General features: G+C 71.0%; 24 protein-coding genes. 6 read left to right on the plus strand and 18 right to left on the minus strand.

Going from position 1 to position 25,290, the window contains the following annotated elements:
* From J0695_RS32055 to J0695_RS32065, 3 genes are all read left to right on the plus strand, one after another.
* On the plus strand, positions 1-577 hold a 577-nt coding region (locus J0695_RS32055; RefSeq protein WP_206968058.1), incomplete at its 5' end, for a DUF6529 family protein.
* Entirely contained in the window at positions 574-1,047 is a 474-nt protein-coding gene (locus J0695_RS32060; RefSeq protein WP_206968059.1) for a Rieske (2Fe-2S) protein, read from the plus strand. The genes J0695_RS32055 and J0695_RS32060, both read left to right, overlap by 4 nt.
* 10 nt (positions 1,048-1,057) lie before the next feature.
* Positions 1,058-1,786 (plus strand): nucleotidyltransferase domain-containing protein, encoded by a 729-nt coding sequence (locus J0695_RS32065; protein ID WP_206968061.1) that lies wholly within the window; start codon positions 1,058-1,060, stop codon positions 1,784-1,786.
* Here J0695_RS32065 and J0695_RS32070 read toward each other — a convergent pair.
* The 12 genes from J0695_RS32070 to pyrG form a co-directional block, all read right to left on the minus strand.
* Positions 1,733-2,485 carry a nucleotidyltransferase domain-containing protein gene (locus tag J0695_RS32070; protein ID WP_206968063.1) on the minus strand — a complete coding sequence of 251 codons (753 nt, stop codon included), beginning with the start codon at positions 2,483-2,485 and terminating at the stop codon, positions 1,733-1,735. The two genes, J0695_RS32065 and J0695_RS32070, sit on opposite strands and share 54 nt — an antisense overlap.
* A gap of 3 nt (positions 2,486-2,488) precedes the next feature.
* A complete protein-coding gene (locus tag J0695_RS32075) occupies positions 2,489-3,508 on the minus strand; it encodes an ADP-ribosylglycohydrolase family protein (protein WP_206968065.1) in 1,020 nt (339 codons plus the stop codon).
* Entirely contained in the window at positions 3,505-4,236 is a 732-nt protein-coding gene (locus tag J0695_RS32080) for an NUDIX hydrolase (protein WP_206968067.1), read from the minus strand. Before J0695_RS32080 ends, J0695_RS32075 begins: the two co-directional genes overlap by 4 nt.
* Positions 4,237-4,356: 120 nt before the next feature.
* Positions 4,357-5,556: a pseudouridine synthase gene (locus J0695_RS32085; RefSeq protein WP_206968069.1), complete on the minus strand. Its 1,200-nt coding sequence runs from the start codon at positions 5,554-5,556 to the stop codon at positions 4,357-4,359.
* Complete coding sequence (gene scpB / locus J0695_RS32090; protein WP_206968101.1) at positions 5,556-6,197, minus strand: SMC-Scp complex subunit ScpB; 642 nt, start codon at positions 6,195-6,197, stop codon at positions 5,556-5,558. Before scpB ends, J0695_RS32085 begins: the two co-directional genes overlap by 1 nt.
* A complete protein-coding gene (locus J0695_RS32095) occupies positions 6,164-7,168 on the minus strand; it encodes a segregation and condensation protein A (protein ID WP_206968071.1) in 1,005 nt (334 codons plus the stop codon). The genes scpB and J0695_RS32095 overlap by 34 nt, the downstream gene beginning before the upstream one ends.
* 26 nt (positions 7,169-7,194) lie before the next feature.
* The gene (locus J0695_RS32100; protein ID WP_206968073.1) at positions 7,195-7,725 is read right to left on the minus strand and encodes a hypothetical protein; all 531 of its coding nucleotides are present in this window, start codon (positions 7,723-7,725) and stop codon (positions 7,195-7,197) included.
* Positions 7,710-8,858 carry a ParA family protein gene (locus J0695_RS32105; RefSeq protein ID WP_206968075.1) on the minus strand — a complete coding sequence of 383 codons (1,149 nt, stop codon included), beginning with the start codon at positions 8,856-8,858 and terminating at the stop codon, positions 7,710-7,712. Before J0695_RS32105 ends, J0695_RS32100 begins: the two co-directional genes overlap by 16 nt.
* A gap of 303 nt (positions 8,859-9,161) precedes the next feature.
* A complete protein-coding gene (ald, locus tag J0695_RS32110) occupies positions 9,162-10,277 on the minus strand; it encodes an alanine dehydrogenase (RefSeq protein WP_206968103.1) in 1,116 nt (371 codons plus the stop codon).
* Between the two features lie 146 nt (positions 10,278-10,423).
* Positions 10,424-12,556: a tetratricopeptide repeat protein gene (locus J0695_RS32115; RefSeq protein WP_372445850.1), complete on the minus strand. Its 2,133-nt coding sequence runs from the start codon at positions 12,554-12,556 to the stop codon at positions 10,424-10,426.
* A 105-nt stretch (positions 12,557-12,661) separates the two neighbouring features.
* Complete coding sequence (locus tag J0695_RS32120) at positions 12,662-13,288, minus strand: NUDIX domain-containing protein (RefSeq protein ID WP_206968077.1); 627 nt, start codon at positions 13,286-13,288, stop codon at positions 12,662-12,664.
* Between the two features lie 86 nt (positions 13,289-13,374).
* Complete coding sequence (gene pyrG, locus J0695_RS32125; protein WP_206968079.1) at positions 13,375-15,024, minus strand: CTP synthase; 1,650 nt, start codon at positions 15,022-15,024, stop codon at positions 13,375-13,377.
* 417 nt (positions 15,025-15,441) lie between these two features.
* Between pyrG and J0695_RS32130 the strand changes: the two genes are divergently transcribed.
* Positions 15,442-17,244: a glycoside hydrolase family 15 protein gene (locus J0695_RS32130; RefSeq protein WP_206968082.1), complete on the plus strand. Its 1,803-nt coding sequence runs from the start codon at positions 15,442-15,444 to the stop codon at positions 17,242-17,244.
* A 36-nt stretch (positions 17,245-17,280) separates the two neighbouring features.
* Complete coding sequence (locus tag J0695_RS32135) at positions 17,281-18,870, plus strand: PucR family transcriptional regulator (RefSeq protein WP_206968084.1); 1,590 nt, start codon at positions 17,281-17,283, stop codon at positions 18,868-18,870.
* A 43-nt stretch (positions 18,871-18,913) separates the two neighbouring features.
* Here the strand turns inward: J0695_RS32135 and J0695_RS32140 are convergent, their stop codons facing one another.
* The 5 genes from J0695_RS32140 to J0695_RS32160 all read right to left on the minus strand — a co-directional run bounded on the left by J0695_RS32140 (position 18,914) and on the right by J0695_RS32160 (position 24,096).
* Positions 18,914-20,005: a glycosyltransferase family 4 protein gene (locus tag J0695_RS32140; RefSeq protein ID WP_206968086.1), complete on the minus strand. Its 1,092-nt coding sequence runs from the start codon at positions 20,003-20,005 to the stop codon at positions 18,914-18,916.
* Positions 20,006-20,246: 241 nt separating this feature from the next.
* Positions 20,247-21,965: a DNA repair protein RecN gene (gene recN / locus J0695_RS32145; protein WP_206968108.1), complete on the minus strand. Its 1,719-nt coding sequence runs from the start codon at positions 21,963-21,965 to the stop codon at positions 20,247-20,249.
* A gap of 142 nt (positions 21,966-22,107) precedes the next feature.
* Positions 22,108-23,019: an NAD kinase gene (locus tag J0695_RS32150; RefSeq protein WP_206968088.1), complete on the minus strand. Its 912-nt coding sequence runs from the start codon at positions 23,017-23,019 to the stop codon at positions 22,108-22,110.
* Complete coding sequence (locus J0695_RS32155; protein ID WP_206968089.1) at positions 23,016-23,831, minus strand: TlyA family RNA methyltransferase; 816 nt, start codon at positions 23,829-23,831, stop codon at positions 23,016-23,018. The genes J0695_RS32150 and J0695_RS32155 overlap by 4 nt, the downstream gene beginning before the upstream one ends.
* Before the next feature lie 7 nt (positions 23,832-23,838).
* On the minus strand, positions 23,839-24,096 hold the full coding sequence (locus J0695_RS32160) for a hypothetical protein (RefSeq protein WP_206968091.1): 258 nt from the start codon (positions 24,094-24,096) through the stop codon (positions 23,839-23,841).
* Positions 24,097-24,138: 42 nt separating this feature from the next.
* Between J0695_RS32160 and J0695_RS32165 the strand changes: the two genes are divergently transcribed.
* Positions 24,139-24,486 carry an SCP2 sterol-binding domain-containing protein gene (locus J0695_RS32165; protein WP_206968093.1) on the plus strand — a complete coding sequence of 116 codons (348 nt, stop codon included), beginning with the start codon at positions 24,139-24,141 and terminating at the stop codon, positions 24,484-24,486.
* Here the strand turns inward: J0695_RS32165 and J0695_RS32170 are convergent.
* Positions 24,470-25,282, minus strand: coding sequence for an ABC transporter ATP-binding protein (locus J0695_RS32170; protein WP_206968109.1), 813 nt, complete (start codon positions 25,280-25,282; stop codon positions 24,470-24,472). The two genes, J0695_RS32165 and J0695_RS32170, sit on opposite strands and share 17 nt — an antisense overlap.
* Positions 25,283-25,290: the final 8 nt, after the last annotated feature.

The raw sequence follows: 25,290 nt of genomic DNA on the forward strand, positions 1-25,290 counted from the left end.
CGCCCCCACCGCCTCGTTCCCCACCCCGCCGGAGGGCCACGCGCGCCCGGGAGCCGCCCGCTATCTGGTGCCCGCGCTGGTGGCCGCGGCGGTCGCCGTCGGGCTCGGCGTGTACGGCAAACAGCACGACCCCGCGGGCACCGCCTTCAACCTCGCGGGCTTCAGCAGCACGAGCGCGGTCAAGGCCTGGCTGGCCACCACCGCCATCGTCTTCGCGCTGGTCCAGCTGTTCTCGGCCCTGGCGATGTACGGCCGGCTGCCGGGTCTGAGCGGCGCCACCTGGACCGCGCCGCTGCACCGCTGGTCGGGCCGGATCGCCTTCCTCCTGGCGGTCCCCGTCGCGGTGCACTGTCTCTACGCCCTGGGCTACCAGACGTACAGCACGAGGGTGATGTGGCACTCCCTCTTCGGCTGCTTCTTCTTCGGGGCGTTCAGCGCCAAGATGCTGCTGCTGCGCGCCGAACGGCTGCCCAACTGGCTGATCCCGGTCGTCGGCGGCCTTGTCCTCGTCGTGCTCACCGTCATCTGGTGGACCTCGGCGCTCTGGTTCTTCCGTACGGTCGGAGTCACGACATGAGCAGGGTGACGAGCCGCCGCGCGGCCCTCGCGACCGGCGGCGCCGCGCTGGCGGCCCTGGCGGGCTGCACCAAGTACGGCGACGAGTCGCAGCAGCCGGAGCCCCCGCCCTCCTCCGCACCGGCATCCGGCACCTCGAAGCCCGCCGGGGGCGGTGGAGGCAGTGGCGGTGGAGGCGGTGGCGCTCCCGCCCTGACCAAGACCGCCGACATCCCGGTCGGCGGCGGCAAGATCTTCGCCGACAAGAAGGTCGTGGTCACCCAGCCGGAGGCGGGCAGCTTCAAGGCCTTCTCCGCGATCTGCACCCACCAGGGCTGCACGGTCTCCAGCGTGTCGGGCGGCACGATCAACTGCCCCTGCCACGGCTCCAAGTACCGCGTCGCGGACGCCTCGGTGGCCGGCGGACCCGCGCCCCGCCCGCTCGCCCCCCAGGCGATAAAAGTCACCGGCGATTCGATCAGCCTCGCGTAACGTCTCCCCCATGCAGGTCACTCCCGAGGCGCTCGTACGCGACCACACCGTCTTCTCCTGCGTGATGGGCTCCCGCGCCTTCGGCCTGGCCACCGACACCAGCGACACGGACCGCCGGGGCGTGTTCCTGGCTCCCACGCCCCTCTTCTGGCACTTCGACAAGCCACCCACGCACGTGGAGGGCCCGGCGGAAGAACAGTTCTCCTGGGAGCTGGAGCGTTTCTGCGAACTGGCTCTGCGCGCCAACCCCAACGTCCTGGAGTGTCTGCACTCCCCGCTCGTCGAGCACGTCGACGCGACGGGCCGCGAACTCCTCGCCCTGCGCGGCGCGTTCCTCTCGCGCCAGGCCCATCAGACCTTCGCGCGCTACGCCCTGGGCCAGCGCAAGAAGCTCGACGCGGACGTACGGCTGCACGGCGCCCCGCGCTGGAAGCACGCGATGCATCTGCTGCGGCTCCTGGCGTCCTGCCGCGACCTGCTCCGCACCGGCGAACTGGTGATCGACGTGGGCGACGACCGCGAAGCCCTGCTCGCCGTCAAGCGCGGCGAGGTCAGCTGGCCGGAGTTCGAGAAGCGGATGACCCGCCTCGCGGAGGAGTCCGACAAGGCGGCGGCCACCACCCCGCTCCCGCCCGAACCGGACCGCGCACGGGTGGAGGCCTTCCTGTTCCGGACCCGCCGCGCCTCAGCGCTGCCGGCGGGCCCGTACGACGAAATCGTGCAGGGCGTCGTGCGCTGAGGCCGTTTCCGGCAGTCCGGAGGCAAGCTGGGCCGCGTCGAGGACACCGTGCAGCGCCTCGACATCGGCCTGCACCCGCTCCCGGTCGACCGGCGCCCCGCCATGCTCGGCCTCGGCCTTCACCGCGATCAGCTCCGTGAGATACGACGGCGACTCGCTCACCTCCCGCACCAGCGAGGGCAGATCCGCCTGCACCTCGCCGCTGCGCATCAGATGGATGCCGGTGAGCAGCACCCGGACGGTGTAGAGCAGCGGCTTGAGCTCGCCAGTCTTCTCGAAGAGCCGCCACTGCGACGTCGCGAAGCCCCGGTAGTGGTGCGCGTGGTGACTGGTGAGCACGCCGGGCGCGAGCGCGACCAGTTCCGCGTGCGCGTCCGACGTGTGCACGACGAGCGGCGAGAGCAGCTGCTCCAGTACGTAGCCGTTGCGCCGCAGCATCAGCGTCACGAACTTCCGCAGGTCGTGCGTGACCAGATCCATCTCGACGCCGTCCCGGTCCCACATCAGCGACCTGGTCTCCGCCGGCTCCCGCAGCCCGATCAGGTCCTCCACGGGCAGCAGATGGACGCCCCGCAGGTCCACGTCGGAGTCGCGCGAGGGGAAGCCGTACAGATGCGCGCCCGAGACGGTCGCGAAGAGCAGCGGATCGGGCTGTTCGGCGACGACCGCATCCAGGTCGAGTCCGGAGATGTCCATCATGGATCAAGCATCCCAGAGCGCCCCCAGAGACAGCAGCTCGCTCCGGTACTCGATGCGCTCCTCCCACTCCTTGGGCCACGCCTCGGCCCCCAGGTGCGCCCCCGCGAAGGCCCCCGCCAGGCAGGCGATCGAGTCGGAGTCGCCCTCGGTGCAGGCGGCCCGGCGCAGGGCCAGGACCGGTTCGTCGGGGAAGAGCAGGAAGCAGAGCAGTCCGGTCGCCATGGCCTCCTCGGCGATCCATCCCTCTCCTGTGTCCAGGCACGGGTCCGTCTCCGGCGAGGGCGAGCGCAGCGCCTTCACCACCCGGTCCAGGGCGGTCAGGCAGTCGTCCCAGCCCCGGGAGATGAAGGCCTCGGGCGTCGGGTCCTGGGAGTGGCGCCACAGATCGCCCAGCCACCGCTCGTTGTAGTGGCTGCGGTTCTCGAAGGCGTACGAACGGAGCTGGCCCACCAGGCCCGTCGGGTCCGCGCCGTGCGCCAGCAGATAGACCGCCCGCGCGGTGAGGTCGCTGGCGGCCAGCGCCGTCGGATGGCCGTGCGTGAGCGCCGACTGCAACTGGGCGGCCCCCGACCGCTGTTCCACGCTCAGCCCGGGGACGAGACCGACCGGTGCGACCCGCATATTGGCCCCGCACCCCTTGGACCCGATCTGGCTGGCCTCCTGCCAGGGCCCGTCACTGTCGAGGAGCGCGCACGCGGTCAGGCAGGTCCTGCCGGGCGCCCGGTTGTTGTCCGGCGAGTGGTACCAGTCCACGAACTCCTTGCGCACCGGCCGTTCCATGCCCACCGGCGCGAGTACCCCCCGGTCCATGGCCATGCGTATCCCGTTCCCCAGCGCGAGCGTCATCTGGGTGTCGTCGCTGACGATCGCGGGCTTGATCAGCTCCATCTCCCGCCAGGGACCGCACTTGGCGAGGATCGAAGGGACGTCGTTGAACTCGGTCGGGAAGCCGAGGGCGTCCCCCAGCGCGAGACCGATCAGCGATCCGGTCGCCGCCCGTTTCGTGTTCCTGCCACTGGTCATGCGGTCCGTCCTTCGGGGCGCAGAAGAGGTGGGTGGAGGGCGGTGGCCGGCCCCGCCCGGTAGAGCGAGGCCGGCTTCCCCCGTCCCCCGGTGAGGCGCGAGGCCCCGGCCACCGGCTCGACGAAGCCGGGTGTGGCCAGGACCTTGCGCCGGAAGTTGGGCCGGTCGAGGACGGTGCCCCAGACAGTCTCGTACACCTGCTGCAGCTCGCCGAGCGTGAAGGCGGTCGGGCAGAAGGTCGTCGCGAGGCAGGTGTACTCGATCCTGGCGCCGATCCGGTCGTGCGCGTCGGCGACGATCTGCCCGTGGTCGAAGGCGAGTTCGCCGAGCCCGTCGGCGGCCACCCACTCCGCATGGGCCGCGTCGCCGCCCCCGTGCGGCTCCGGCAGATCGGGGACCAGTGCGGTGTACGCCACCGAGACGACCCGCATCCTGGGGTCGCGGTCGGGTCCGCTGTAGGTCCGCAGCTGTTCCAGATGGAGCGAATCGACGACCGCCTCCGAGAGACCGGTCTCCTCGGCCAGCTCACGCCGGGCAGCTTCCTCGGCGGACTCCCTCGGCAGTATGAACCCGCCCGGCAGCGCCCAGGATCCCTCGTACGGATCCTGGCCGCGCCGGATCAGCAGTACGTGCAGCCGACCCTCCCGGACCGTGAAGACGGCCAGGTCGACGGTGACGGCGAAGGGCTCGAACGCATGCGGGTCGTAGTCCTTCAACGGGTCGCTCATCGCCACGCCTCCACCTTAATGGTCACTCTGACTATAAAGGTGGACGGGCCGTCCGACAAGAAGAAAACCCGGCCCCCGCAAAAAAGCGGGGACCGGGTTCCGACGAGAGACGGACGACGTCTACAGGCCGACTTCCTTCATCAGCATGCCGACCTCGGTGTTGGTCATGCGGCGCAGCCAGCCGGACTTCTGGTCGCCGAGACCGATCGGTCCGAAGGAGACGCGCACCAGCTTGTCGACCGGGAAGCCGGCCTCGGCCAGCATCCGGCGGACGATGTGCTTGCGGCCCTCGTGGAGGGTCACCTCGACCATGTAGTTCTTGCCGGTGTTCTCGACGACGCGGAAGTGGTCGGCGCGGGCGTACCCGTCCTCCAGCTCGATGCCGTCCTTGAGCCGCTTGCCCAGGTCGCGCGGGAGCGGGCCCTGGATGGCGGCGAGGTAGGTCTTCTTGACGCCGTACCGCGGGTGGGTCAGCCGGTGGGCCAGCTCCCCGTGGTTCGTGAGCAGGATGATGCCCTCGGTCTCCGTGTCGAGACGCCCGACGTGGAAGAGACGCGTCTCACGGTTGGTGACGTAGTCGCCGAGGCACTGACGGCCGTCCGGGTCCTCCATGGAGGAGACGACGCCGGCCGGCTTGTTCAGCGCGAAGAAGAGGTACGACTGCGTGGCGACCGTCAGGCCGTCCACCTTGATCTCGTCCTGCGGCAGAACACGGCGGCCCTGCTCCATGACGATCTCGCCGTTGACCTCGACGCGCGCCTGCTCGATCAGCTCCTCGCAGGCACGCCGCGAACCCATGCCGGCGCGGGCGAGGACCTTCTGCAGCCGCTCGCCCTCCTCCTCGGCGCCAGGGAAGGTCTTGGGGGTCTTGACCTGCGGCTTGCCCTCGTACCTGTCCCGGTTGCGCTGCTCGATCTTGGCGTCGAGCTCACGCGGCCTGGCCTGGCCGAGACGCTGTCCGTGGGGACCGCGGCGCACGGGGGTGCCGGCCTGAGAGGCCTTGGGGCCGCCCTTGGCGCCGCCGCGCGCGGAGGCGCCGCGGCCGGACTTGGCGCCGCCGCTGCGGCCCGCACCGGGGGCGTCGTTGCCGACGTCGTAACGGCGCTCCTCGGGACGAGGGTTACGCGGGCGCTCCTCCTGCTTGTCCCCACGCGGAGCCGGGCGCTGGTCGCCGCGCTGGTCCCCGCGCTGTCCTCCACGCTGGTCGCCTCGCTGGTCGCCGCGCCCACCCTGGGACTTCGGCCGGGGGGACTGTGACCTGCCGCCCGCACCCCGGTTGTCCCGGTTGCCGCTACCGCTGTTCCTGTCGTTGCTTCGCATCAAAATTCCGTCTTGTCGTCTGCGTCGGTGTCCGGACCGTCCGGTGCATCCGGATCGAACGACGGCACACCCTCTTGTGTCTCGGCCTCGATCGCGTCCGCCTCGGGGAGGAAGGGCGCGAGTTCCGGGAGCTCGTCCAGGCCTCGCAGGCCCATCCGCTCCAGAAAGTAGTTCGTCGTCCTGTACAGGATCGCACCTGTTTCAGGTTCCGCGCCCACTTCCTCCACCAGGCCCCTCTGGAGGAGGGTCCGCATGACCCCGTCACAGTTGACTCCGCGCACGGCGGAGACCCTCGACCGGCTGACCGGCTGGCGGTACGCGACGACGGCCAGGGTCTCCAGCGCGGCCTGCGTGAGCCGGGCGTGCTGACCGTCGAGTACGAAGCCCTCCACGGCCTCCGCGTACTCGGCACGGCTGTAGAACCGCCACCCCCCGGCCACCAGGCGCAGCTCGAAGCCGCGCCCCTGGACGGTGTACTCGTCGGCCAGCTCCCGCAGGGCGTCGCCCACCTCGCGCCGGGTCCTGTCGAGGACCTTGGCCAGGTGTTCTTCGGTGGCCGGCTCGTCGACGACCATGAGGACCGCCTCCAGCGCGGGCTTGATCTCGCTCACGCCTTCTCCTCCTCCACGACTTGGTCGAATTCGTCGGTGACGGCCGGCTGCTCCCCCGTGCCGCCGGTCCAGCGCACCATCAGCTCCCCCAGCGCCTCGTCCTGGTCCAGGACCACGACCTTCTCCCGGTAGAGCTCAAGGAGCGCGAGGAACCGCGCCACGACGGTCAGGGTGTCGGGCGCATCGGCGGTCAGCGTCCGGAAACTGGCCTCGCCGCACTCACGGAGCCGGGCCACGACCACCTCGGCCTGTTCCTGGACGGAGACCAGCGGTGCGTGGATGTGGTCGATGTACACCTGCGGCTTGGCCTTGGGCTGCATAGCTTTCACCGCGAGCTTCGCGAACCCCTCGGCCCCGATGCTGATGATCACCTCGGGCAGCAGCTCGGCCAGGTGCGCCTCGAGCCCCACGGTCCGCGGATAGCGCCGGGCCTCCGCGTCCAGCCGTCCGTCGAAGATGTCGGCGATCTGTTTGTACGCGCGGTACTGCAGCAGCCGCGCGAAGAGCAGGTCCCGTGCCTCCAGGAGCGCCAGGTCGGCCTCGTCCTCGACCTCGGCGGTCGGCAGCAGCCGGGCGGCCTTCAGGTCCAGGAGAGTCGCGGCGACGACCAGGAACTCGGTCATCTGATCGAGATCCCAGTCGGGCCCCATGGCCCGGATGTGGATCATGAACTCGTCGGTGACCTTGGAGAGCGCCACTTCGGTCACATCGAGTTTGTGCTTGGAGATCAGCTGAAGCAGCAGATCGAAGGGGCCCTCGAAGTTGGCCAGCCGGACCTTGAACCGCCCGTCGTCAGGCTCGGCCGGCTCGACCGGTTCCGCCGGCCCGGCCGTGAGCACCGAAACGGGAACAGGTGCAGGAGCAGGAGCAGGAACGGAAACAGGTACAGCAGAGGACGGCTCGGCCGCGGAGGGCTCCGCCTCCGCGCCCGCCGCAGCCCCCGGGCCGCGCCCCAGGGTGCGGCGGCGGGGCTGCGCGGGATCGTCGGTCGTCGGAGGCATCGCGGTCCAGGGTACGGAAGGACGCCTCAGCGCCCGCGCAGCCGCCGTACGAGAATGCTCGCGTCGCCGCGCGACTCCAGATCGGCCAGCACCACAGCGACCGCTTCACGCACGATCCGTCCGCGGTCCACCGCGAGCCCGTGCTCGCCCCGCAGCACCAGACGCGCGTGCTCCAGGTCGATCAGTTCCTCGGCCGAGACATAGACCGTGATCTTCTCGTCGTGCCGCTCACGCCCGCTGGGCCTTCTGTTGGCCCCGCGAACGCCTCCGCCACGGCGTCGCTGCTGCTGGGGAGCCGCCTGAACCACCTGGGGACGCCGTGCGCCGGCATCCCCGTCGGCGGCACGGCTGCGCGGTTCCCCGGAGGAGGAGTCCTCCTCCGCTGCGGAGTGCTCGCCGGACTTCTCCGGAGCCGAGGCGCCCCCGCTCTCGCCCGCGGGCGCCGGCACTCTGGCTTCGCCATTGGCCGGCCTGCGCGGTGACGAGGACTGAAGCGCCATGCCCCCGGTCGTACGGAACAGTTCGTCGGCCCCCGGCAGACTCACTCGGCGTGACACCGGGCGAGCACCTCCCTGGCGAGCTGACGGTAGGCGGCGGCGCCAACGGAGTTGGAGGCGTACGTGGTGATGGGCTCACCGGCGACCGTGGTCTCCGGGAAGCGCACGGTCCGGCCGATCACCGTGTGGTAGACGTGCTCGTCGAAGGCCTCGACCACACGGGCGAGCACCTCACGACTGTGCACGGTCCGCGAGTCGTACATCGTGGCGAGGATGCCGTCGAGCTGCAGGTCGGGGTTGAGCCGTTCCTGCACCTTCTCGATGGTCTCCGTCAGCAGGGCCACACCGCGCAGCGCGAAGAACTCGCACTCCAGCGGCACGATCACCTTGTGGGCCGCCGTCAGCGCGTTCACGGTGAGCAGGCCCAGCGACGGCTGGCAGTCGATCACGATGTAGTCGTAGTCCTGCATCAGCGGCTTGAGCGCCCGCTGCAGCGTGGACTCACGGGCGACCTCGCTCACCAGCTGCACTTCCGCCGCGGAGAGGTCGATGTTGCTGGGCAGCAGGTCCATGTTCGGAACCGCGGTCTTCAGCAGCACCTCGTCCGCCGCCATGCCCCGCTCCATGAGCAGGTTGTAGACGGTGAGATCGAGCTCCATCGGATTGACCCCGAGTCCCACGGACAGCGCGCCCTGTGGGTCGAAGTCGACGAGGAGTACCCGGCGTCCGTACTCCGCGAGTGCGGCACCCAGGTTGATGGTCGACGTGGTCTTGCCCACGCCGCCCTTCTGGTTGCACATCGCGATGATCGTCGCGGGACCGTGGTCGGTCAGTGGTCCTGGGATAGGGAAGTACGGCAACGGCCGTCCGGTCGGGCCGATCCGCTCGCGGCGCTGACGGGCAGCGTCCGGTGCGAGGGTGGCCGCGTACTCGGGGTCGGGCTCGTACTCGGCGTCGGGGTCGTAGAAATGCCCCTGGGGAACCTCGGTGTAGTCGGCGAGAACATGGGTGGTCGTATCGCCACTCCGGTCGCCGGCCCTGGCGTTCACGTGTTGGCCGTCCATACTCTGGTGGGCACTCTGGTGGACTGTCCGGACTGTCATCGGACTGTGCTGACGCGCCGCCGCGAAGGTGCGGACAGCGACGGATCCGACAGCCTCGTGCCCTGCAGGGTCCTGTCCCCGCACAGGCATTCCTGGTTGACCACCCCCGGGAGTAAATGTCGACTCATTCACAAGTCGTCTTACCTCCTTGGACGTGACCAGGAAAATTTATCGATACGTCAGCGTAGAACCATGCCGACGGTTGGCGACTCTATGGCGTGTCACCGGTCCGCAGCAACACAATCCGCCGGACCCGGCTCGATGTGTCGGCAACCCAACACCCTTGTGTCAAGGGCTCATGAGGGCCGCACGGGTGCTGAACACGCGACCGGCCGGACCTCACCTGGGCAAGATCCGGCCGGTTGCACGCGGTTGACGGCGCGTGTTGACGCGTCAGCCGAGGAGCGTGCTCAGTTCGGTGTGCTCCAGGCCGTGGGCCTCGGCCACAGAACCGTAAACCACCTGCCCGTCATGGGTGTTGAGGCCCAGCGCCAGGGCCGGGTCGCGACGCAGCGCCTCGGCCCAGCCGCGGTTCGCGAGCTCCACGATGTACGGAAGCGTGGCGTTCGTCAGCGCGTACGTGGACGTGTTCGGGACCGCGCCCGGCATGTTGGCGACGCAGTAGAAGACCGAGTTGTGGACCAGGAAGGTCGGCTCGGCGTGCGTCGTCGGGTGCGAGTCCTCGAAGCAACCGCCCTGATCAATTGCAATGTCGACAAGTACACTTCCGGGCTTCATCTTGGCGACAAGCTCGTTGGTGACCAGCTTCGGGGCCTTGGCTCCGGGGATGAGAACGGCGCCGATGACGAGGTCCGCCTCGACGACTGCCTTCTCCAGTTCGAAGGCGTTGGAGACGATGGTCTGCACCTTCGTACCGAAGACCTTGTCCGCCTCGCGCAGCTTGTTGATGTCCCGGTCGAGCAGCGTGACGTGGAAGCCCATGCCGACGGCGATCTGCGTGGCGTTCCAGCCGGAGACACCGCCGCCGATGACGACGGCACGGCCGGCCGCCGTTCCGGGGACGCCACCGGGGAGCACACCGCGGCCGCCGACCTGGCGCATCAAGTGGTACGCACCGACCTGCGGGGCGATCCGGCCCGCGACCTCGGACATCGGGGCCAGCAGCGGCAGCTGGCGTCCCGCCGTCTCCACGGTCTCGTACGCGATGGCGGTGGTGCCGGACTCCAGGAGGGCGTCCGTGCACTCGCGCGAGGCGGCGAGGTGCAGGTAGGTGAAGAGGGTCTGGTCCTTGCGGAGGCGGTGGTACTCCTCGGCGACGGGCTCCTTGACCTTCAGGAGCAGGTCGGCGGTGGCCCAGACCTCGTCGGCGGTGGGGAGGATCCTCGCCCCGGCCGCGACGTACTCGGCGTCCGTGATCGAGGAGCCGACACCGGCGTCCTGCTCGACGACGACCTGGTGGCCGTGGCGCACGAGCTCGTGCACTCCGGCGGGGGTGATGGCCACCCGGAACTCGTTGTTCTTGACCTCGCGGGGGATGCCGACCTTCACGTCGATCACGGTCCTTGACTCAGAGAGGGACAACTAGGGCAATGAAATACATACCCGTCCGCGCACAGCACAGCGGGAGACACCACGGAACTGCGCGGCGCACCCAGTCTATGGAAGGACTTCTCTCTGTCTAGCCTTTCAATGCATCAATCTTTCGCCGACTCACTGCGGATTTCGTAGGCAGAAGCCGGATCGACCAGCAGTCTTTCGGCCGAACCCCGATGGAGCCTGGCCGCCGCCGGGTCGCCGAGCCGGTCCAGCGTGTCCGCGAGACGGATCTCCAGCGCCGCCTGAAGCCGCACGTCCGAGGCCTGCCGCGCCCACTCCACCGCCTCCCGGCAGGTGCGCAGCGACTCCTCGGGCCGTCCCGCGTACTCCTGCACCCTGGCCGCTTCGCTCAACACCCGCGCCTGGCCCGCGAGATCACCGAGACGACGGTGTCCGGCCGCGGCGGCCCGCCAGTTCCGCAGCGCCTCGCCGTAGCGCCCCGCATAGGTCAGTACCGTGCCGAGGCGCCCGTAGAGCCTCGCCTCGTCCGTGAGTTCTCCGCGGTTCTGCCGCTGGGCCAGCGCCCTGCCGTACCAGTCGGAGGCCCGCTGCCAGTCCCCCAGCTCCTGGTAGGCGCCGCCTACGGATTCCATCGCGCGGCTGATCGCGAAGAGGTCATTGGCAGCGCGTCCGGCCTCCAGGGCCGCCCGGTAGCGGGTCAGCGCCTCCTGGGTGCGGCCGGTCCTGGCGTCGAGATCGGCCAGATTGAGCAGGGCGGCCGCCTTCTCCCGGGGCAGGTCGCGCCGCTCGGCGACGGAGAGCACCAGCTGGTGCAGCCCGTACAGCTCGGCGGCAGCGTCCTCCGCACCCCGGTGTGCGATCAGCGCCCGCACCAGGGCGGCCACCAGACGACGGGCGAGGGTGTCGAGATCACCGTCTTCGACGGCGACACGGGCCGAGGCGAGCAGGGCGGTCCCGCGCGTCCGCAGCCACTCGGCCGCGGCGGGAGCGTTGGGGAAGCGCAGCGAGCGCGGCAGCCCGGCCAGCCGCTTGCGGGCCGGGGAGCCCTCGGATTCGGTGACCGCGCGGCACGACTGCAGCAGCCGTACGGTCCGCTCCAGCATCCGCGCCCTGGCCAGCTGGATCTCGGCGGGCCGGTCCCGGTCCTCCATCAGCGCCCGCAGCAGCGGGGCCAGCGCGCCGGGCACCTCGTACTGCGGGCCGAACTGCCGCAGCAGCCCGAGCGCGACGAAGTCGTCCAGGGTCGACTGGGCGGCCGAGACCGAGCAGCCGGCGAGTGCGGACGCGGTGTGCGCGTCGGCAAGACCGGCGGGAGCGAGTGCGAGGAATCGCAGTATCCGCGCCGCGGGCGCGGGCAGCGATTCATAGACGAAGCGGAAGGCGCGGACCAGTGGCCTCGGCGCACTCGGCTGTTCGACGGGAACCGCCCGCCGGACTTCGCCCGGCTCCTCGGCGTCTTCTCCGGCACCGGCGGCCGGCGGAGCCGCGGCAGTCTCCCGGGGCAGCCAGGAGTCGTCGCCCGGCAGTTCGCGGAGCTGTTTGGCCACGTCGGCGACGGATTCCTTGGGCCGGGCGGCGAGCCAGCCGCCCACCAGGACCAGCGCGGCCGGCTGGCCGCCGCACTCCTCCACCAGCGCCTCCGCGGACCGCGGGTCGCAGGTGATCCTGACCTTGCCGGTGAAGCGGCCGAGGAGTTCGACGCCGGCGCCGGTGTCCAGGCCGCCGAGCGTGCACGGCCGTACGTCGGGGACTCCGGTCAGCGGCCCGGTGGCAGTGGCCACCACCAGGCAGTCGGCGGCGTCCGGAAGCAGCGGATCGACCTGGTCCGCGTCGGCGGCGTCGTCGAGCAGCAGCAGCAGCCGGCGGACGGAGAGCGCCTCGCGCACCCGCTCGGCGAGTTCGTCCTCGTCCTCGCCGGGCGGTGCCACGAGGGCCAGCGCGCCGAGCAGTTCCCGCGCGGTGTCCCCGGTGGGGACGCGCTCCCCGCCCGGCAGGGTCAGACGGGCCCGCAGCACCCCGTCGGGGTAACCGTCGGTGAGGCCGCGGGCCAGCTCGTCCGCCAGCGAGGTCCGTCCTGAGCCGGGGCGTCCGGCGATGAGCAGCACCCTGGGGCGCTTGCCCTTGCGGCCGGCCATGGTGTCGAGACCGGCCCGTTCGATGTCGGCGCGCAGCGATTTCAACTCCCGCTGTCTGCCGAAGAACTGACCGTCCGTCCGCCCGGTATCCCGTACCGCAGCCCGGCCGCTCACGTCCACCGCCTGATCCGTCACGCCGCCGAGCGTAGTTCACAGAGTGCGACGGACCGGGGGGAGCGCGGCGGGCACATCGCCCATTCGGATCAACACATCATCGGACCGCAGGGGCCGCCGGTGAGGTCACGCCTCGAAGGGCCTGGCCGGCCAGGGCGCCTCGGCCGGGCGGAGCGCGTCGACGCCCTCGCCGGCGAATGCGGCGGTGAGCGCCAGCACGCCCACGACCAGGCAGCTGTTGTGCAACTCGCCCGCGAGTACGCCCCGTACGAGCTCGGGAAGCGGAACGCGCGCCAGCTCCATGTCGGCCTCCTCCTCGGCGACCGCGAAGCGCTCCCCGTCCGCCTCGGAGATGTCCCGGGCCAGGAAGATCCGCACCGCCTCGTCGGAGCCGCCGGGCGAGGGGTAGATGTCGGCCAGCACCCGCCAGTCCCCGGCCTTGACGTGCGCCTCCTCGTACAGCTCGCGCTGGGCGGCGTTCAGCGGGTTCTCGCCGGGTACGTCGAGGAGTCCGGCCGGGATCTCCCAGAGCTTGTGGCGCACGGGGTGGCGGTACTGGCGCAGGACCACGACCCGGCCCTCGTCGTCGAGCGCGAGGACGGCGACCGAGCCGGGGTGGACCTGGTAGTCGCGGCGCGCGACCGTGCCGTCGGGCATGACCACGTCGTCGGTGCGGACGCTGGTCTTGTTGCCCGTGAAGGGGGTCGAGGTCGCGGGGACCTGCCACTCCTCGGCGGTGTCCTTGATGGTCATGTAGCTACGTCCTCCCACGACAAACAGAAACCGGGGTACGGAATCCCCGTAAGGATCTCGTACCCCGGTAACCGTAACTCCTGGTGCTACTTGCCCGTCTTGCGTGCGACGGCTGCCTTGACGAGGCCTGCGAACAGCGGGTGCGGGCGGGTCGGGCGCGAGCGCAGTTCCGGGTGGGCCTGGGTGGCGACCAGGTAAGGGTGGACCTCGCGCGGGTACTCGACGTACTCGACGAGCTTGTTGTCCGGGGAGGTGCCGGAGAAGACGATGCCGGTCTTCTTCTCGAGCTCCGCGCGGTAGGCGTTGTTCACCTCGTAGCGGTGGCGGTGGCGCTCCTCGACGTACGGAAGGTCGTCGTAGGCCTCACGGACGATCGAGCCCTCGGCGAGCTTCGCCGGGTAGAGGCCCAGGCGCATCGTGCCGCCCAGGTCGCCCGCACCCTCGACGTACGCCAGCTGCTCCTCCATGGTGGAGATCACCGGGTGGGCGGTGGCCGCGTCGAACTCGGTGGAGTTGGCGTCCGGGATGCCGGCCAGGTTGCGGGCCGCCTCGATGACGATGCACTGGAGGCCCAGGCAGAGGCCGAGGAGGGGGACCTTGTTCTCACGGGCGTACTGGATCGCGCCGATCTTGCCGTTGACGCCACGGTCGCCGAAGCCGCCGGGCACACAGATCGCGTCCACGTCGCCGAGCTGCTTGGCGGCGCCGGCCTGCGTCTTGCAGTCGTCGGACGCGACCCACTTGACCTTGACGCGGGCCTTGTTGGCGAAGCCGCCCGCGCGGATCGCCTCGGTGACCGAGAGATAGGCGTCGGGCAGGTCGATGTACTTGCCGACCAGCGCGACGACGATCTCGTGGTCGGGGTTGTGGACGCGGTCCAGGAGGTCGTCCCAGGTCGTCCAGTCCACATCGCGGAACGGCAGGTCCAGCTTGCGGACGACGTACGCGTCCAGGCCCTCGGTGTGGAGCACCTTGGGGATGTCGTAGATCGACTTGGCGTCCACGCAGGCCACCACGGCGTCCTCGTCGACGTCGCACATCAGCGAGATCTTGCGCTTGATGGCGGTCGGCACCTCGCGGTCGGCGCGCAGCACGATCGCGTCCGGCTGGATACCGATGTTGCGCAGGGCCGCCACCGAGTGCTGGGTGGGCTTGGTCTTCAGCTCGCCGGCGGGGCCGATGTAGGGCAGCAGCGAGATGTGCACGACGAAGACGTTGTCGCGGCCGACCTCGTGGCGGACCTGGCGGACGGTCTCCAGGAACGGCAGCGACTCGATGTCGCCGACCGTGCCGCCGACCTCCGTGATGACCACGTCGACGTCGTCGGCGGCCATGCGGCGGATGCGGTGCTTGATCTCGTTGGTGATGTGCGGGATGACCTGGACGGTGTCGCCCAGGTACTCGCCGCGCCGCTCCTTGGCGATGACCTGCGAGTAGACCTGGCCGGTGGTGACGTTGGCCGAGCCGTCGAGGTCGACGTCGAGGAAGCGCTCGTAGTGGCCGATGTCCAGGTCGGTCTCGGCGCCGTCGTTGGTGACGAACACCTCACCGTGCTGGAAGGGGTTCATCGTGCCGGGGTCGACGTTCAGGTACGGGTCGAGCTTCTGCATGGTGACCCGGAGGCCCCGCGCCTTGAGGAGCGCGCCGAGGCTGGAGGCAGTCAGACCCTTGCCGAGGGAGGAGGCGACACCCCCGGTGACGAAGATGTGCTTGGTCGTCGTGGATTTGGTCTGCATGGCCAAGAGGGGGCTCCCGTGGTCGCGATTCTGAGGTGCGTGCCAGCGAACCGGACCGGAATCTTCCGGTGGTGCCGTCGCTGCGGTCGGGGGCTTAATCACCACCGGTCCACGGGGTACCAGGGTATCAGCGACAACGGGAGGTCGCTTCCGGCCACGCGCGGCCCTCCCCGCACCCCGCCTTCACCGGAAGGTCATCGCTCGCCCACCCGACGCTCACCCGTTCGGCGCAGCCCTGTTGCGGGGAGGGCCGCGCGGATCACTAGGGTGCGTCGTATCCTGCTCGGACACTTCGCTGCCGAGCCTCCGGCAAACGGCAACATCCCCGCCAGCTCCCGGAAACAAAGCTCGTCAACGATCCCTTGACTGCAAGCGCCCTTCAGGGGGCGGACGTGGCCGTTCGACTGGAGATTGCACGTGGCCGGGCGCATCGAGGATTACGCACTCATCGGAGACATGCAGACCGCTGCCCTGGTCTGCCGGGACGGCACAGCCGACTGGCTCTGCCTTCCCCGCTTCGACTCGCACGCCGTCTTTGCCGGGCTGCTCGGCACCGACGAGCACGGTTTCTGGCGGATGGGGCCCGCGCACGCGGCGGACGCCCCACCGCCACCGGCCGACCGACGTCACTACCGCGGGGATTCACTGATCCTCGAATCGGAGTGGGACACCCCGCGCGGCACGGTCAGAGTGACCGATTTCATGCCGCCGCGTGACGGCGCGCCCCAGCTCATCCGGATCGTGGAGGGCGTGAGCGGGCGCGTGCCCATGCGCTCCACGCTCCGTATGCGCTTCAGCTACGGACGGGTCACGCCCTGGGTCCACAAGGTCGACGGGCGTACGGTCGCCGTGGCGGGCCCGGACTCGGTCTGGCTGGACACCACCGTCGAGACCTTCGGCAAGAACCTCACGACGTACTCCGAGTTCACCGTCGCGCCGGGCGACCGGATCGCCTTCACGATCAGCTGGCAGCCCTCGCACAAGGAGCCGCCGGCGCTTCCCGACCCCGAAGGCTCGCTGACGCTCGCGGAGGACTTCTGGCGGGAGTGGGTCGACCAGTGCACGTACCACGGCCCCTACCGCGAGGCCGTCGTCCGCTCGCTGATCACGCTCAAGGCCCTCACCTACGCGCCGACCGGCGGCATCGTCGCGGCTCCCACGACCTCGCTGCCGGAGGACATCGGCGGCTCCCGCAACTGGGACTACCGCTACACCTGGCTGCGCGACGCCGCGATCACGCTCTCCTCGCTGCTGCGCACCGGCTACCGCGAGGAGGCACGCGCCTGGCGCGAGTGGCTGCTGCGCGCGGTCGCGGGTGACCCGGAGAACCTGCAGATCATGTACGGGATCGCGGGCGAGCGAGAGCTCGGCGAGGCGGAGCTCGACTGGCTGCCCGGTTACGAGAACTCCAGCCCGGTCCGCGTCGGCAACGGCGCCGCGGGCCAGCTCCAGCTCGATGTGTACGGCGAGGTCACCGAGGCGCTGCACCTGGCCCATATGACGGGCCTGGCCCGCAACGACCACGCGGCCCTGCTCCAGCTCAAGCTGATCCGCCACCTCGAGGACAACTGGGACCAGCCAGACGAGGGCATCTGGGAGGTGCGCGGCCCGCGCCGCCACTTCGTGCACTCCAAGGTGATGGCCTGGGTCGCCGTCGACCGGACGATCAAGCTCATCGAGTCGGGCGACGCGGACGGGCCGCTGGAGAAGTGGCGCGAGCTGCGCGACGACATCCACCGTGATGTCTGTGAGAAGGGTTACGACAAGGAGCGCAACACCTTCACCCAGTCCTACGGGTCGAAGGAACTGGACGCCTCCCTGCTGCTCATCCCGCAGATGGGCTTCCTGCCGCCGGACGACAAGCGGGTCATCGGCACCATCGAGGCGATCCAGCGCGAACTGTCCACGGAGGACGGTTTCGTCGTGCGCTACCCGACCACCGGTGACGACGCGGGCGTCGACGGCCTGGAGGGCGACGAGGGCGCGTTCCTGGCCTGCTCGTTCTGGCTCGCCGACGATCTGGCGATGATCGGGCGGGTGGACGAGGCGCGCAAGCTCTTCGAGAAGCTGCTGTCGCTCCGCAACGACCTGGGGCTCCTCGCCGAGGAGTGGGATCCGCGGCTCAAGCGCCAGGTCGGCAACTTCCCGCAGGCGTTCAGCCATGTGCCGCTGATCGACACGGCGCTGCGGCTGACCGCGTCGGGAGCGTACGGCGGCTGATCTCCGTCCCTGAGGGTTCGGGTAGCGTCCGGATCCATGGAGAACCAGGGCGGAATCACTGTGCAGCGGGCGCTGGAACTGCCGGGTCTGCGCGGCGGCCTTCCCGAGGTCGTCGCGGGCGCGGACCGGCTGCAGCGCACCGTGCGCTGGGTGCACGCGGGCGAGGTGCCCAACATCGCCTCGCTGCTCAAGGGCGGCGAGCTGCTGCTCACCACGGGGCTCGGGCTCGGCACCCGCCCCGCCGAGCAGCGGGCCTTTGTGCGCAGGCTCGCCGACCGGGGCATCGCGGCGCTCGTCGTGGAGCTCGGGCCGCGCTTCAGCAGGCTGCCCGCGACGCTGGTGGAGACGGCCCGCGCCGCCGGGCTCCCTCTCGTACAGCTGCACCGTGAGGTCGCTTTCGTCTCGGTGACCGAAGAGATCCACACCGAGATCGTCAACGGGCACTACGCACTGGTCCAGCAGGCCGAGGAGGTGCACCGGCGATGTACGGAGGCCCTGCTCGGCGGGGGCGGGATCCCTCAGGTCCTGCGGATCCTGGCCGACTTCGCGGGCAATCCGGTCTTCCTGGAGACGGCGGACGGGCAGCTGCTCTACGCCGCCGGGGACGGCGAGCCGCTCCAGGTGTGGGAGGGGCTGAGCGGCCACCGGCCCGCGGGTGCGGTGCTCGTCGAGGTGCCTGGAGGCGGCCCCGGCACGGGTTTCGTACGGGCGAGGATCGCCCTGATCCCGGTGGCGGGGCCGCTGGCGCCCGTGCACCGGATGGCGGCCGAGCGGGCTGCGGGCATCCTCGCCGTGGTGCTGATGCAGGCGCGCCAGGAGGAGGAACTCGCCGCGCGCGGGCGCGGCGACTTCCTCACCGATCTCGCGGAGGGCCGGATCAGCGCGGAGGACGCGCCGGCCCAGGCGCGGGTGCTCGGCTTCAAGCCGGGTGAGGGACCGCTGCTGCCGGTGGTGATGCGGCTGGCCTCCGAGCTGTCGCCGACGGGCAACTGGGCGGTGCTGGCGCGGGCGGTACTCGAAGAGCTGGCGTCGGTGGGGGTCCCGGTGCTCCTTGGCGTACGGCCCGTGGAGGGGCGCGTCCCGCTGCTCCTCGGGCTGCGCGGCGAGTCGGAGCGCACGGCGGTGGCCGACCGGGTCGCCGTGGCGCTGCGGGCGGGTGTGGAGCGGGCCGGTCTGGAGCGTGCGGGCGCACATCCGCCGGTGGTGGTGGTCGGGGTCGCGGGTGGCTGGGCGGCCGCATCGGCGGGGCTGCGGCACGCGGCGGAGACGGCTACGGCGGCGCAGGGGCTCTCCGACCGGCCCTGGTACGACGCACGGCGGCTCGACATCGACCTGCTGCTCTGGCGGTTGCGGGACCATCCGGATCTGGCGGCCTTCGTGGACCGGGCGATCGGCCCGCTGCGCGCACACGACCTGACGTCACGGCCGCCTCTGCTGCCCACGCTCCAGACGTATCTGGCCCACGCGGGCCGCAAGGCGGAGACGGCGCGCGAACTGCATCTCAACCGGCAGACGCTCTACAACCGCCTCGCCCGGATCTCCGAGCTGCTCGGCACCGACCTGGACGATCCGCAGACGGTGCTGGCGCTGAGCCTGGCACTGCGGGCCCGCCGCCACACGTCCTGAGCCGTCTGCCCTGCTTCAACTGCTCAGCGTCAACTGCGGTGCGTCAGCTGCGGTGCGTCAGCTCGTCGTAGACGCTGAGGACCTGCGCCACCGTCTCGTCCTCGGTCGGCCAGCCTGCCGCCTGCGCCCGCCCCGCCGCCGCGAGCCTGCGGCGGCGCTCCGGGTCGGCGAGGAGGGAGGCCACCCGCTCGGCCAGGGCCCCCGCGTCCCCGTAAGGCACGAGTTCAGCGGCGTCGCCCACCAGTTCGGGTACGCCGCCGACAGCGGTCGCGACCAGCGGGACGCCCAGCCGCAGCGCCTCCTGCGCCAGCAGCGACCTGGCCTCCCAGCGACTGGGCAGCACCGCCACATCGGCGGCCGCGAGGAGCTCGGCGATGTCGTCCCGGCTGCCGATGAGGCGTACGGGCAGCGCTTCGGCCTCGATACGGCGCTGCATCGCACCCCGCTCCCGGCCTTCGCCCGCGATGACCAGCAGCGGCAGCGGGTCGAGCGAACGCCACCGCGCGGCGGCGTCCAGCAGCGTCCCGTACCCCCGGTGCGCCACCAGGCTGCCGACGGCCATCAGCAACGGCCGGTCCACCGCGCCCAGTTCCGCGCGCGCCTTGCTCTGGGCGTCGTCCGCGGGCAGCCGGGGCGAGGGGACGGCGACCGGCGCGAGCCGTGCGTCCCGCGCGCCCCTGCTGCGGGCCCGGTCGACGAGGTCGGACGAGGTGGCCAGCACCACGGCCGCCGCCCGCGCGGCCCTGCGCTCCATGAGCCGCACCAGATGGTCGCGCGCGCCCTCGGTGTGCGCCCGGGTGTGCCAGGTGACGACCAGCGGGGTGCGCTGTCCGCTGAGGGCGAGTGTGGTCCGTACGGCCGCGTTCAGGCCGTGCGCGTGGACGACGCCCGCTCCCGCGCAGGCCGCGCGCAGTGCGGCGACTGCGGCCGGGTCGCTGCGGCGCGGCACGGGTACGAAGCGGGCCCCGGCGCCGATGAAGTCGTAGGAGCGTTCCAGTGCGGCGGGGGCGCACACCGTGACGCGCACGCCCCTTTCGACGAGCCCGGCCGCCAGGGATCTGACGTGCGCACTGCTGCCCGCGCTGCCGCCTCCGAGGACGAGGACGGCATTCAACGGGACCGGGGTGCTGCTCACGTGGCCGGAGACTCCTGAGTCGGCGTCGGGCGGGGGGTTCCGCGCCCAAGGATGCCAGGTGGTACGCCCGTTCCGGCACTGCCGTACGGCTGATCCCGTGTGCGATCGAGTCAACTCGCGGAGCGGATCACCCACATGGGTGAGCGGTCCGCCCAATCCACTGCGGCGCGGCGCACCTTGTCCCCGTAAACAACCCCTGTGACCAGGGCCGCAGCGTGCGCGAGCGGTCCGGCGCCGCTCTTTACCCGTCTCCCCGCGCCGTGGCGAGAAGCTCCTCGGCGTGCGCCCGTGCGGTCTCCGAATCCTCCTGGCCCGCCAGCATCCGCGAGAGCTCCCGCACCCGGTCCTCGCCCTCGAGGACCGTCACACCGCTCCGGGTCACCGACCCGTCGTTCGTCTTCTCGACCAGCAGCTGCCGGTCCGCGAAGGCCGCCACCTGGGGCAGGTGCGTCACGACGACCACCTGGGCGGACTTGGCGAGCCGTGCGAGACGCCGCCCGACCTCGACGGCCGCCTTGCCGCCGACGCCCGCGTCGACCTCGTCGAAGAGGTAGGTCGGTACGGGGTCCGAACCGGCGAAGACGACCTCCACCGCGAGCATCACCCGCGAGAGCTCACCGCCCGATGCGCCCTTGGCGATGGGCCGCGGCTGCGCGCCGGGGTGTGGTGCGAGCAGCAGTTCGATCTCGTCCGCGCCGGTCGGCCCGTACGCGACGAGCCTGCCGCCCACCTCGACCCCCTCGGGATCATCCGCCTGCCTGATGTCGATGGAGACCCGTGCGTGCGGCATGGCCAGCGAGGCCAGTTCGGCCGTCACCGCCGCCGCGAACCGCATCGACGCCTCGGTGCGTACATCGGTCAGCGCCTGCGCGAGACCGGACAGTTCGGCGCGCAGGGCATCGCGTTCCGTGGTCAGTTCGCCGATGCGGTCGTCGTCGCCCTCCAGCTCGGAGAGGCGGACGGCGCCTTCCTCGGCCCAGGCGAGCACGGCGGTGATGTCCACGCCGTACTTGCGGGTCAGCTGGGTCAGGTCGGCCCGGCGTTCCTCCACCACGGCCAGCCGCAGCGGATCGGCGTCCAGGTTGTCGGCGTAGCCCGCGAGTTCCCCCGCCACGTCGGAGAGCAGGATCCCGATCTCCCCCATGCGCTCGGCGAGCGCGGCGAGGGCGGGGTCGTGGGACCGTACGGCGTCGAGCGTCCGGCCCGCCCCTGCGACCAGGGTCGTCGCGTCGACGCCCTCCTGGTCCTCGGGATCGCCGGCCAGCGCGCTGTGGGCGAGGGAGGCCGCCGAGGCGAGCGCCTCCGCGTGCCCCAGCCGCTCGGCCTCGGCGGAGAGCTCGGCGTCCTCGCCGGGCAGCGGTTCCACACCGGCGACCTCGTCGAGGCCGAAGCGCAGCAGATCCGCTTCCTGCGCCCGCTCGCGCGCCCGCGTGGTCAGTTCGTCCAGCTCCGTCACGACGTCCCGCAGGCGCCGGTAGGCGGCCGCGTACTTGGCGTGCGGCCCGGAGACCGCGTCGCCCGCGTACCGGTCGAGTGCCTGGCGCTGTCTGGCCGGGCGCAGCAGCCCCTGCTGATCGGTCTGGCCGTGTACGGCGACGAGGTCGTCCGCGAGTTCGGCGAGCAGCCCGACCGGTACGGAGCGCCCGCCGAGAAACGCCCGTGAGCGCCCTTCGGCGGAGACCGTACGGCTGATGAGCAGAGCACCTTCGTCGAGTTCCGCCCCGGCCTCCTGGGCCCGTACGGCAGCAGGGCTGCCGGCAGGGACGGAGATCCGCCCCTCCACCACCGCCGATTTGGCACCGAGCCGCACCAGCGCGGCATCCGCACGCCCGCCGAGCAGCAGCCCAAGGCTGGTCACCACCATGGTCTTGCCCGCGCCGGTCTCGCCGGTCACCGCGGTGAATCCGGGTGACAGCTCCACAACAGCATCGTCGATGACCCCGAGCGACCGTATCCGCATCTCCTCCAGCACGGACACGACCTTACGAGGTCCCGGGGCCTGCGTGCGACGGGCCCTGCCCCGTCACCCTCCCGGGCACGGGCAGAACCCACCCCAATCGGGGTGATCACCTCATGGCGACCACCCCGCGCGGGCCCGCGTCCTAGTTGGGCGCCCCTCGCCAGCCGGCCACCGGCAGCGCGAACTTGGCGACCAGCCGGTCGGTGAACGACGCATGGTGCAGCCGTGCGAGCCGTACGGGCACAGCGCCCCGGCGCACTTCCACCCGCGCTCCGGGGGGCAGCGGCACCGATCTGCGCCCGTCGCACCAGAGCACGCCGTGCGGAGTGTGCGGCTGCACCTCCACGGCGAGCACCGAGGTGGGAGAGGTCACCAGCGGCTTGGCGAAGAGCGCGTGGGCGCCGATCGGCACCATGAGGAGCGCCTCCACCTCGGGCCAGACCACGGGCCCGCCCGCGGAGAAGGCGTACGCGGTGGAGCCGGTCGGGGTGGCGCAGACGATGCCGTCGCAGCCGAAGCCGGTCACCGGGCGGCCGTCGATCTCCAGGACGACCTCCAGCATCCGCTCGGGCTCGGTCTTCTGTACGGCGGCCTCGTTCAGCGCCCAGTCCCGGTGCACGACATCGCCGTTGTTGTGGACGAGGACGTCGACCGTCATCCGCTCCTCGACCTCGTACTCCCGGGTGACGACCCGGTCGACGACCTTGTCGAGGTCGTCGCGCTCGGCCTCGGCGAGGAAGCCGACCCGGCCCAGGTTGACGCCGAGCATCGGCACCCCGGAGGCGCGCGCGAACTCGGCGCCGCGCAGCAGGGTCCCGTCACCGCCGAGGACGATCAGCAGTTCGCAGTCGTCCAAGGCCGCGGGCGTCGCCTCGGCGACCAGTTCCACCGAGGCGGGCAGCGGCAGATCGGCCGCCTCCGCCTCCAGGACCCGTACGCCGAGGCCGCATTTCAGCAGCCCTTCGACGACGAGTTCGGCGCTGCGGATGGCCGCCGGCCGCCCCGTGTGCGCGAGCAGGAAAACGGTGCGCTTCGCTGCTGGTTGATCTGTCACTGCGGCCCCTCTGCCACTGCACGCTCCACATCCGCCGGATCGAGCGCGGGCGCATCGGCCCGCAGCCACAGAAAGTACTCGACATTTCCGGAAGGTCCAGGAAGCGGGCTGGCGGTCACGCCCCGTACTCCGAGGCCGACTTCCGCGGCCTGGCGCGCGACCTTGCGTACCGTCTCGGCCCGCAGTTCCGGGCTGCGTACGACACCGCCGTTGCCCAGCCGCTCCTTGCCGATCTCGAACTGCGGCTTGACCATCAGCACCAGGTCGGCGTCCGGGGCGGCGCACCGGGCGAGTGCGGGCAGCACCAGACCGAGCGCGATGAAGGACAGGTCTCCCACCACCAGATCGGCCGGCGTCCCGTCGATCGCTCCGAGCGTCAACTCGCGTACGTTCGTACGGTCCTTCACGGTGACCCGCTCGTCGCTCTGCAGCGACCAGGCGAGCTGCCCGTACCCGACGTCCACGGCGAGGACGTGTGCCGCCCCGGCCCGCAGCAGCACATCGGTGAAGCCGCCGGTGGAGGCGCCGGCGTCCAGCGCCCGCCGCCCCTCGACCTTCAGGCCCTGCGGCGCGAAGGCGGCGAAGGCCCCGGCCAGCTTGTGCCCGCCGCGCGAGACATAGTCGGGATCGTCGTCGTCCTCGAGCACGACCACGGCCGCGCTCTTCTCGACCTGGGTCGCCGCCTTGGTCGCGGTGGCGCCGGCGACGGTCACCCGCTTCGCTGCGATCAGCTGACTGGCGTGCTCACGCGAGCGCGCCAGCTTGCGACGGACCAGCTCGGCGTCAAGGCGGAGGCGTGCCACTCCTGCCACGTGTCGTTCAGCTCCTGCTGTTGTTCTGAGTCGGGGGAGCCGGAGGTCCCGGGCGTGCGTCCAGCGCTTCCAGCGCCTCACGCAGCCCCCGGTGTACATCTTCGTACACCTCGATGTGTCCGTCCGCCGGGAGGTGGTCCGCATCGCCGAGCCGCTCCAGATCCGCGTCCACCTGCGCGTTTCCGGTGGGCGTACGCACCACGCCCAGGGGCGCGGGGGCGGCCGGGTCCCGCACCGCGATGGAGTCGCCGTCGCTGTCGCTCATGCCAAGACGCTACCGCGATCCGCTGAGGTACCGTCGATCACGATGGCCACGACGGAGGAGTGCCGCAGCGCACTCGACAAACTTTCGGACAACATGGCGCAGGCGAACAGCCAGGTCCGCGGCGCAGCCGCGCTCGACCGCTCGCTCAGCTGCCACATCACGGATCTCGACGTCAGCTTCAGCGGCCGTCTGGTGGACGGCCGTATCGAAGTCCGGGACACCCAGCAGGGTCCGCCCCGCGCGAAGGCCCAGATCCGCCTCGCCATGAAGGGCGACGATCTGGTGGCGATGGTCGGCGGCGAGCTGAACTTCGCGAAGGCCTGGGCCTCGGGCCGGGTCAAGCTGGAGGCGGGCTTCCGCGACCTGCTGCGCCTCAGGACACTGCTGTAGCGGTACGCGCACGAGCCTTGCGCCCGGCCGGCACCACCAGCGGAGTCCCCGTCTCCGGATCGTCGATGACCTGGCACTTCATCCCGAAGACGCCCTCCACGAGGTCCGCGGTGACCACGTCCTGCGGGGCCCCCTCCGCCACGATCTTCCCGGCCCGCATCGCGATCAGATGGTCGGCGTAGCGCGCCGCGTGGTTCAGGTCGTGCAGTACGGCCACGAGCGTGCGCCCCTGCGTCTCGTGCAGGTCCGCGCAGAGGTCGAGGACATCGATCTGGTGCTGGATGTCGAGGTACGTCGTCGGCTCGTCGAGCAGCAGCAGCGGCGTCTGCTGGGCCAGCGCCATCGCGATCCACACCCGCTGGCGCTGTCCGCCCGACAGTTCGTCGACATAGCGATCGGCCAGTTCGGCGACGCCCGTGGAGGCCATCGACTCCCCGACGACCCGCTCGTCCTCGGGAGACCACTGGCGCAGCAGCCCCTGGTGCGGGTAACGGCCGCGTGCCACCAGGTCGGCGACGGTGATCCCGTCGGGCGCGATCGAGGACTGCGGCAGCAGCCCCAGCGTCTTGGCGACCTTCTTCGCGGGCATCGACCCGATGGCCTGCCCGTCGAGCAGCACCCGCCCCTTGGAGGGCTTCAGCATCCGCGAGAGCGCCCGCAGCAGGGTCGACTTGCCGCATGCGTTGGGCCCGACGATGACGGTGAAGGAGTTGTCCGGGATCTCGACGGACAGGTTCTCCGCGATGATCCGCTGGTCGTAGCCGAGGGTCACGGCCTCGGCGGTCAGTCGCTGCATGGTCGTAC

It is taken from the genome of Streptomyces beijiangensis, assembly GCF_017315755.1.
In the GTDB taxonomy this organism is placed as follows: domain Bacteria; phylum Actinomycetota; class Actinomycetes; order Streptomycetales; family Streptomycetaceae; genus Streptomyces; species Streptomyces beijiangensis.

Excerpts from the sequence above, each read along its gene's own strand:
- J0695_RS32060 (WP_206968059.1), top strand. The coding sequence starts at position 574 with ATGAGCAGGGTGACGAGCCGCCGCGCGGCCCTCGCGACCGGCGGCGCC.
- J0695_RS32065 (WP_206968061.1), top strand. The coding sequence starts at position 1,058 with ATGCAGGTCACTCCCGAGGCGCTCGTACGCGACCACACCGTCTTCTCC.
- J0695_RS32070 (WP_206968063.1), bottom strand. The coding sequence starts at position 2,485 with ATGATGGACATCTCCGGACTCGACCTGGATGCGGTCGTCGCCGAACAG.
- J0695_RS32075 (WP_206968065.1), bottom strand. The coding sequence starts at position 3,508 with ATGACCAGTGGCAGGAACACGAAACGGGCGGCGACCGGATCGCTGATC.
- J0695_RS32080 (WP_206968067.1), bottom strand. The coding sequence starts at position 4,236 with ATGAGCGACCCGTTGAAGGACTACGACCCGCATGCGTTCGAGCCCTTC.
- J0695_RS32085 (WP_206968069.1), bottom strand. The coding sequence starts at position 5,556 with ATGCGAAGCAACGACAGGAACAGCGGTAGCGGCAACCGGGACAACCGG.
- J0695_RS32095 (WP_206968071.1), bottom strand. The coding sequence starts at position 7,168 with ATGCCTCCGACGACCGACGATCCCGCGCAGCCCCGCCGCCGCACCCTG.
- J0695_RS32105 (WP_206968075.1), bottom strand. The coding sequence starts at position 8,858 with ATGCCTGTGCGGGGACAGGACCCTGCAGGGCACGAGGCTGTCGGATCC.
- J0695_RS32120 (WP_206968077.1), bottom strand. The coding sequence starts at position 13,288 with ATGACCATCAAGGACACCGCCGAGGAGTGGCAGGTCCCCGCGACCTCG.
- pyrG (WP_206968079.1), bottom strand. The coding sequence starts at position 15,024 with ATGCAGACCAAATCCACGACGACCAAGCACATCTTCGTCACCGGGGGT.
- J0695_RS32135 (WP_206968084.1), top strand. The coding sequence starts at position 17,281 with ATGGAGAACCAGGGCGGAATCACTGTGCAGCGGGCGCTGGAACTGCCG.
- recN (WP_206968108.1), bottom strand. The coding sequence starts at position 21,965 with ATGCGGATACGGTCGCTCGGGGTCATCGACGATGCTGTTGTGGAGCTG.
- J0695_RS32160 (WP_206968091.1), bottom strand. The coding sequence starts at position 24,096 with ATGAGCGACAGCGACGGCGACTCCATCGCGGTGCGGGACCCGGCCGCC.
- J0695_RS32165 (WP_206968093.1), top strand. The coding sequence starts at position 24,139 with ATGGCCACGACGGAGGAGTGCCGCAGCGCACTCGACAAACTTTCGGAC.
- J0695_RS32170 (WP_206968109.1), bottom strand. The coding sequence starts at position 25,282 with ATGCAGCGACTGACCGCCGAGGCCGTGACCCTCGGCTACGACCAGCGG.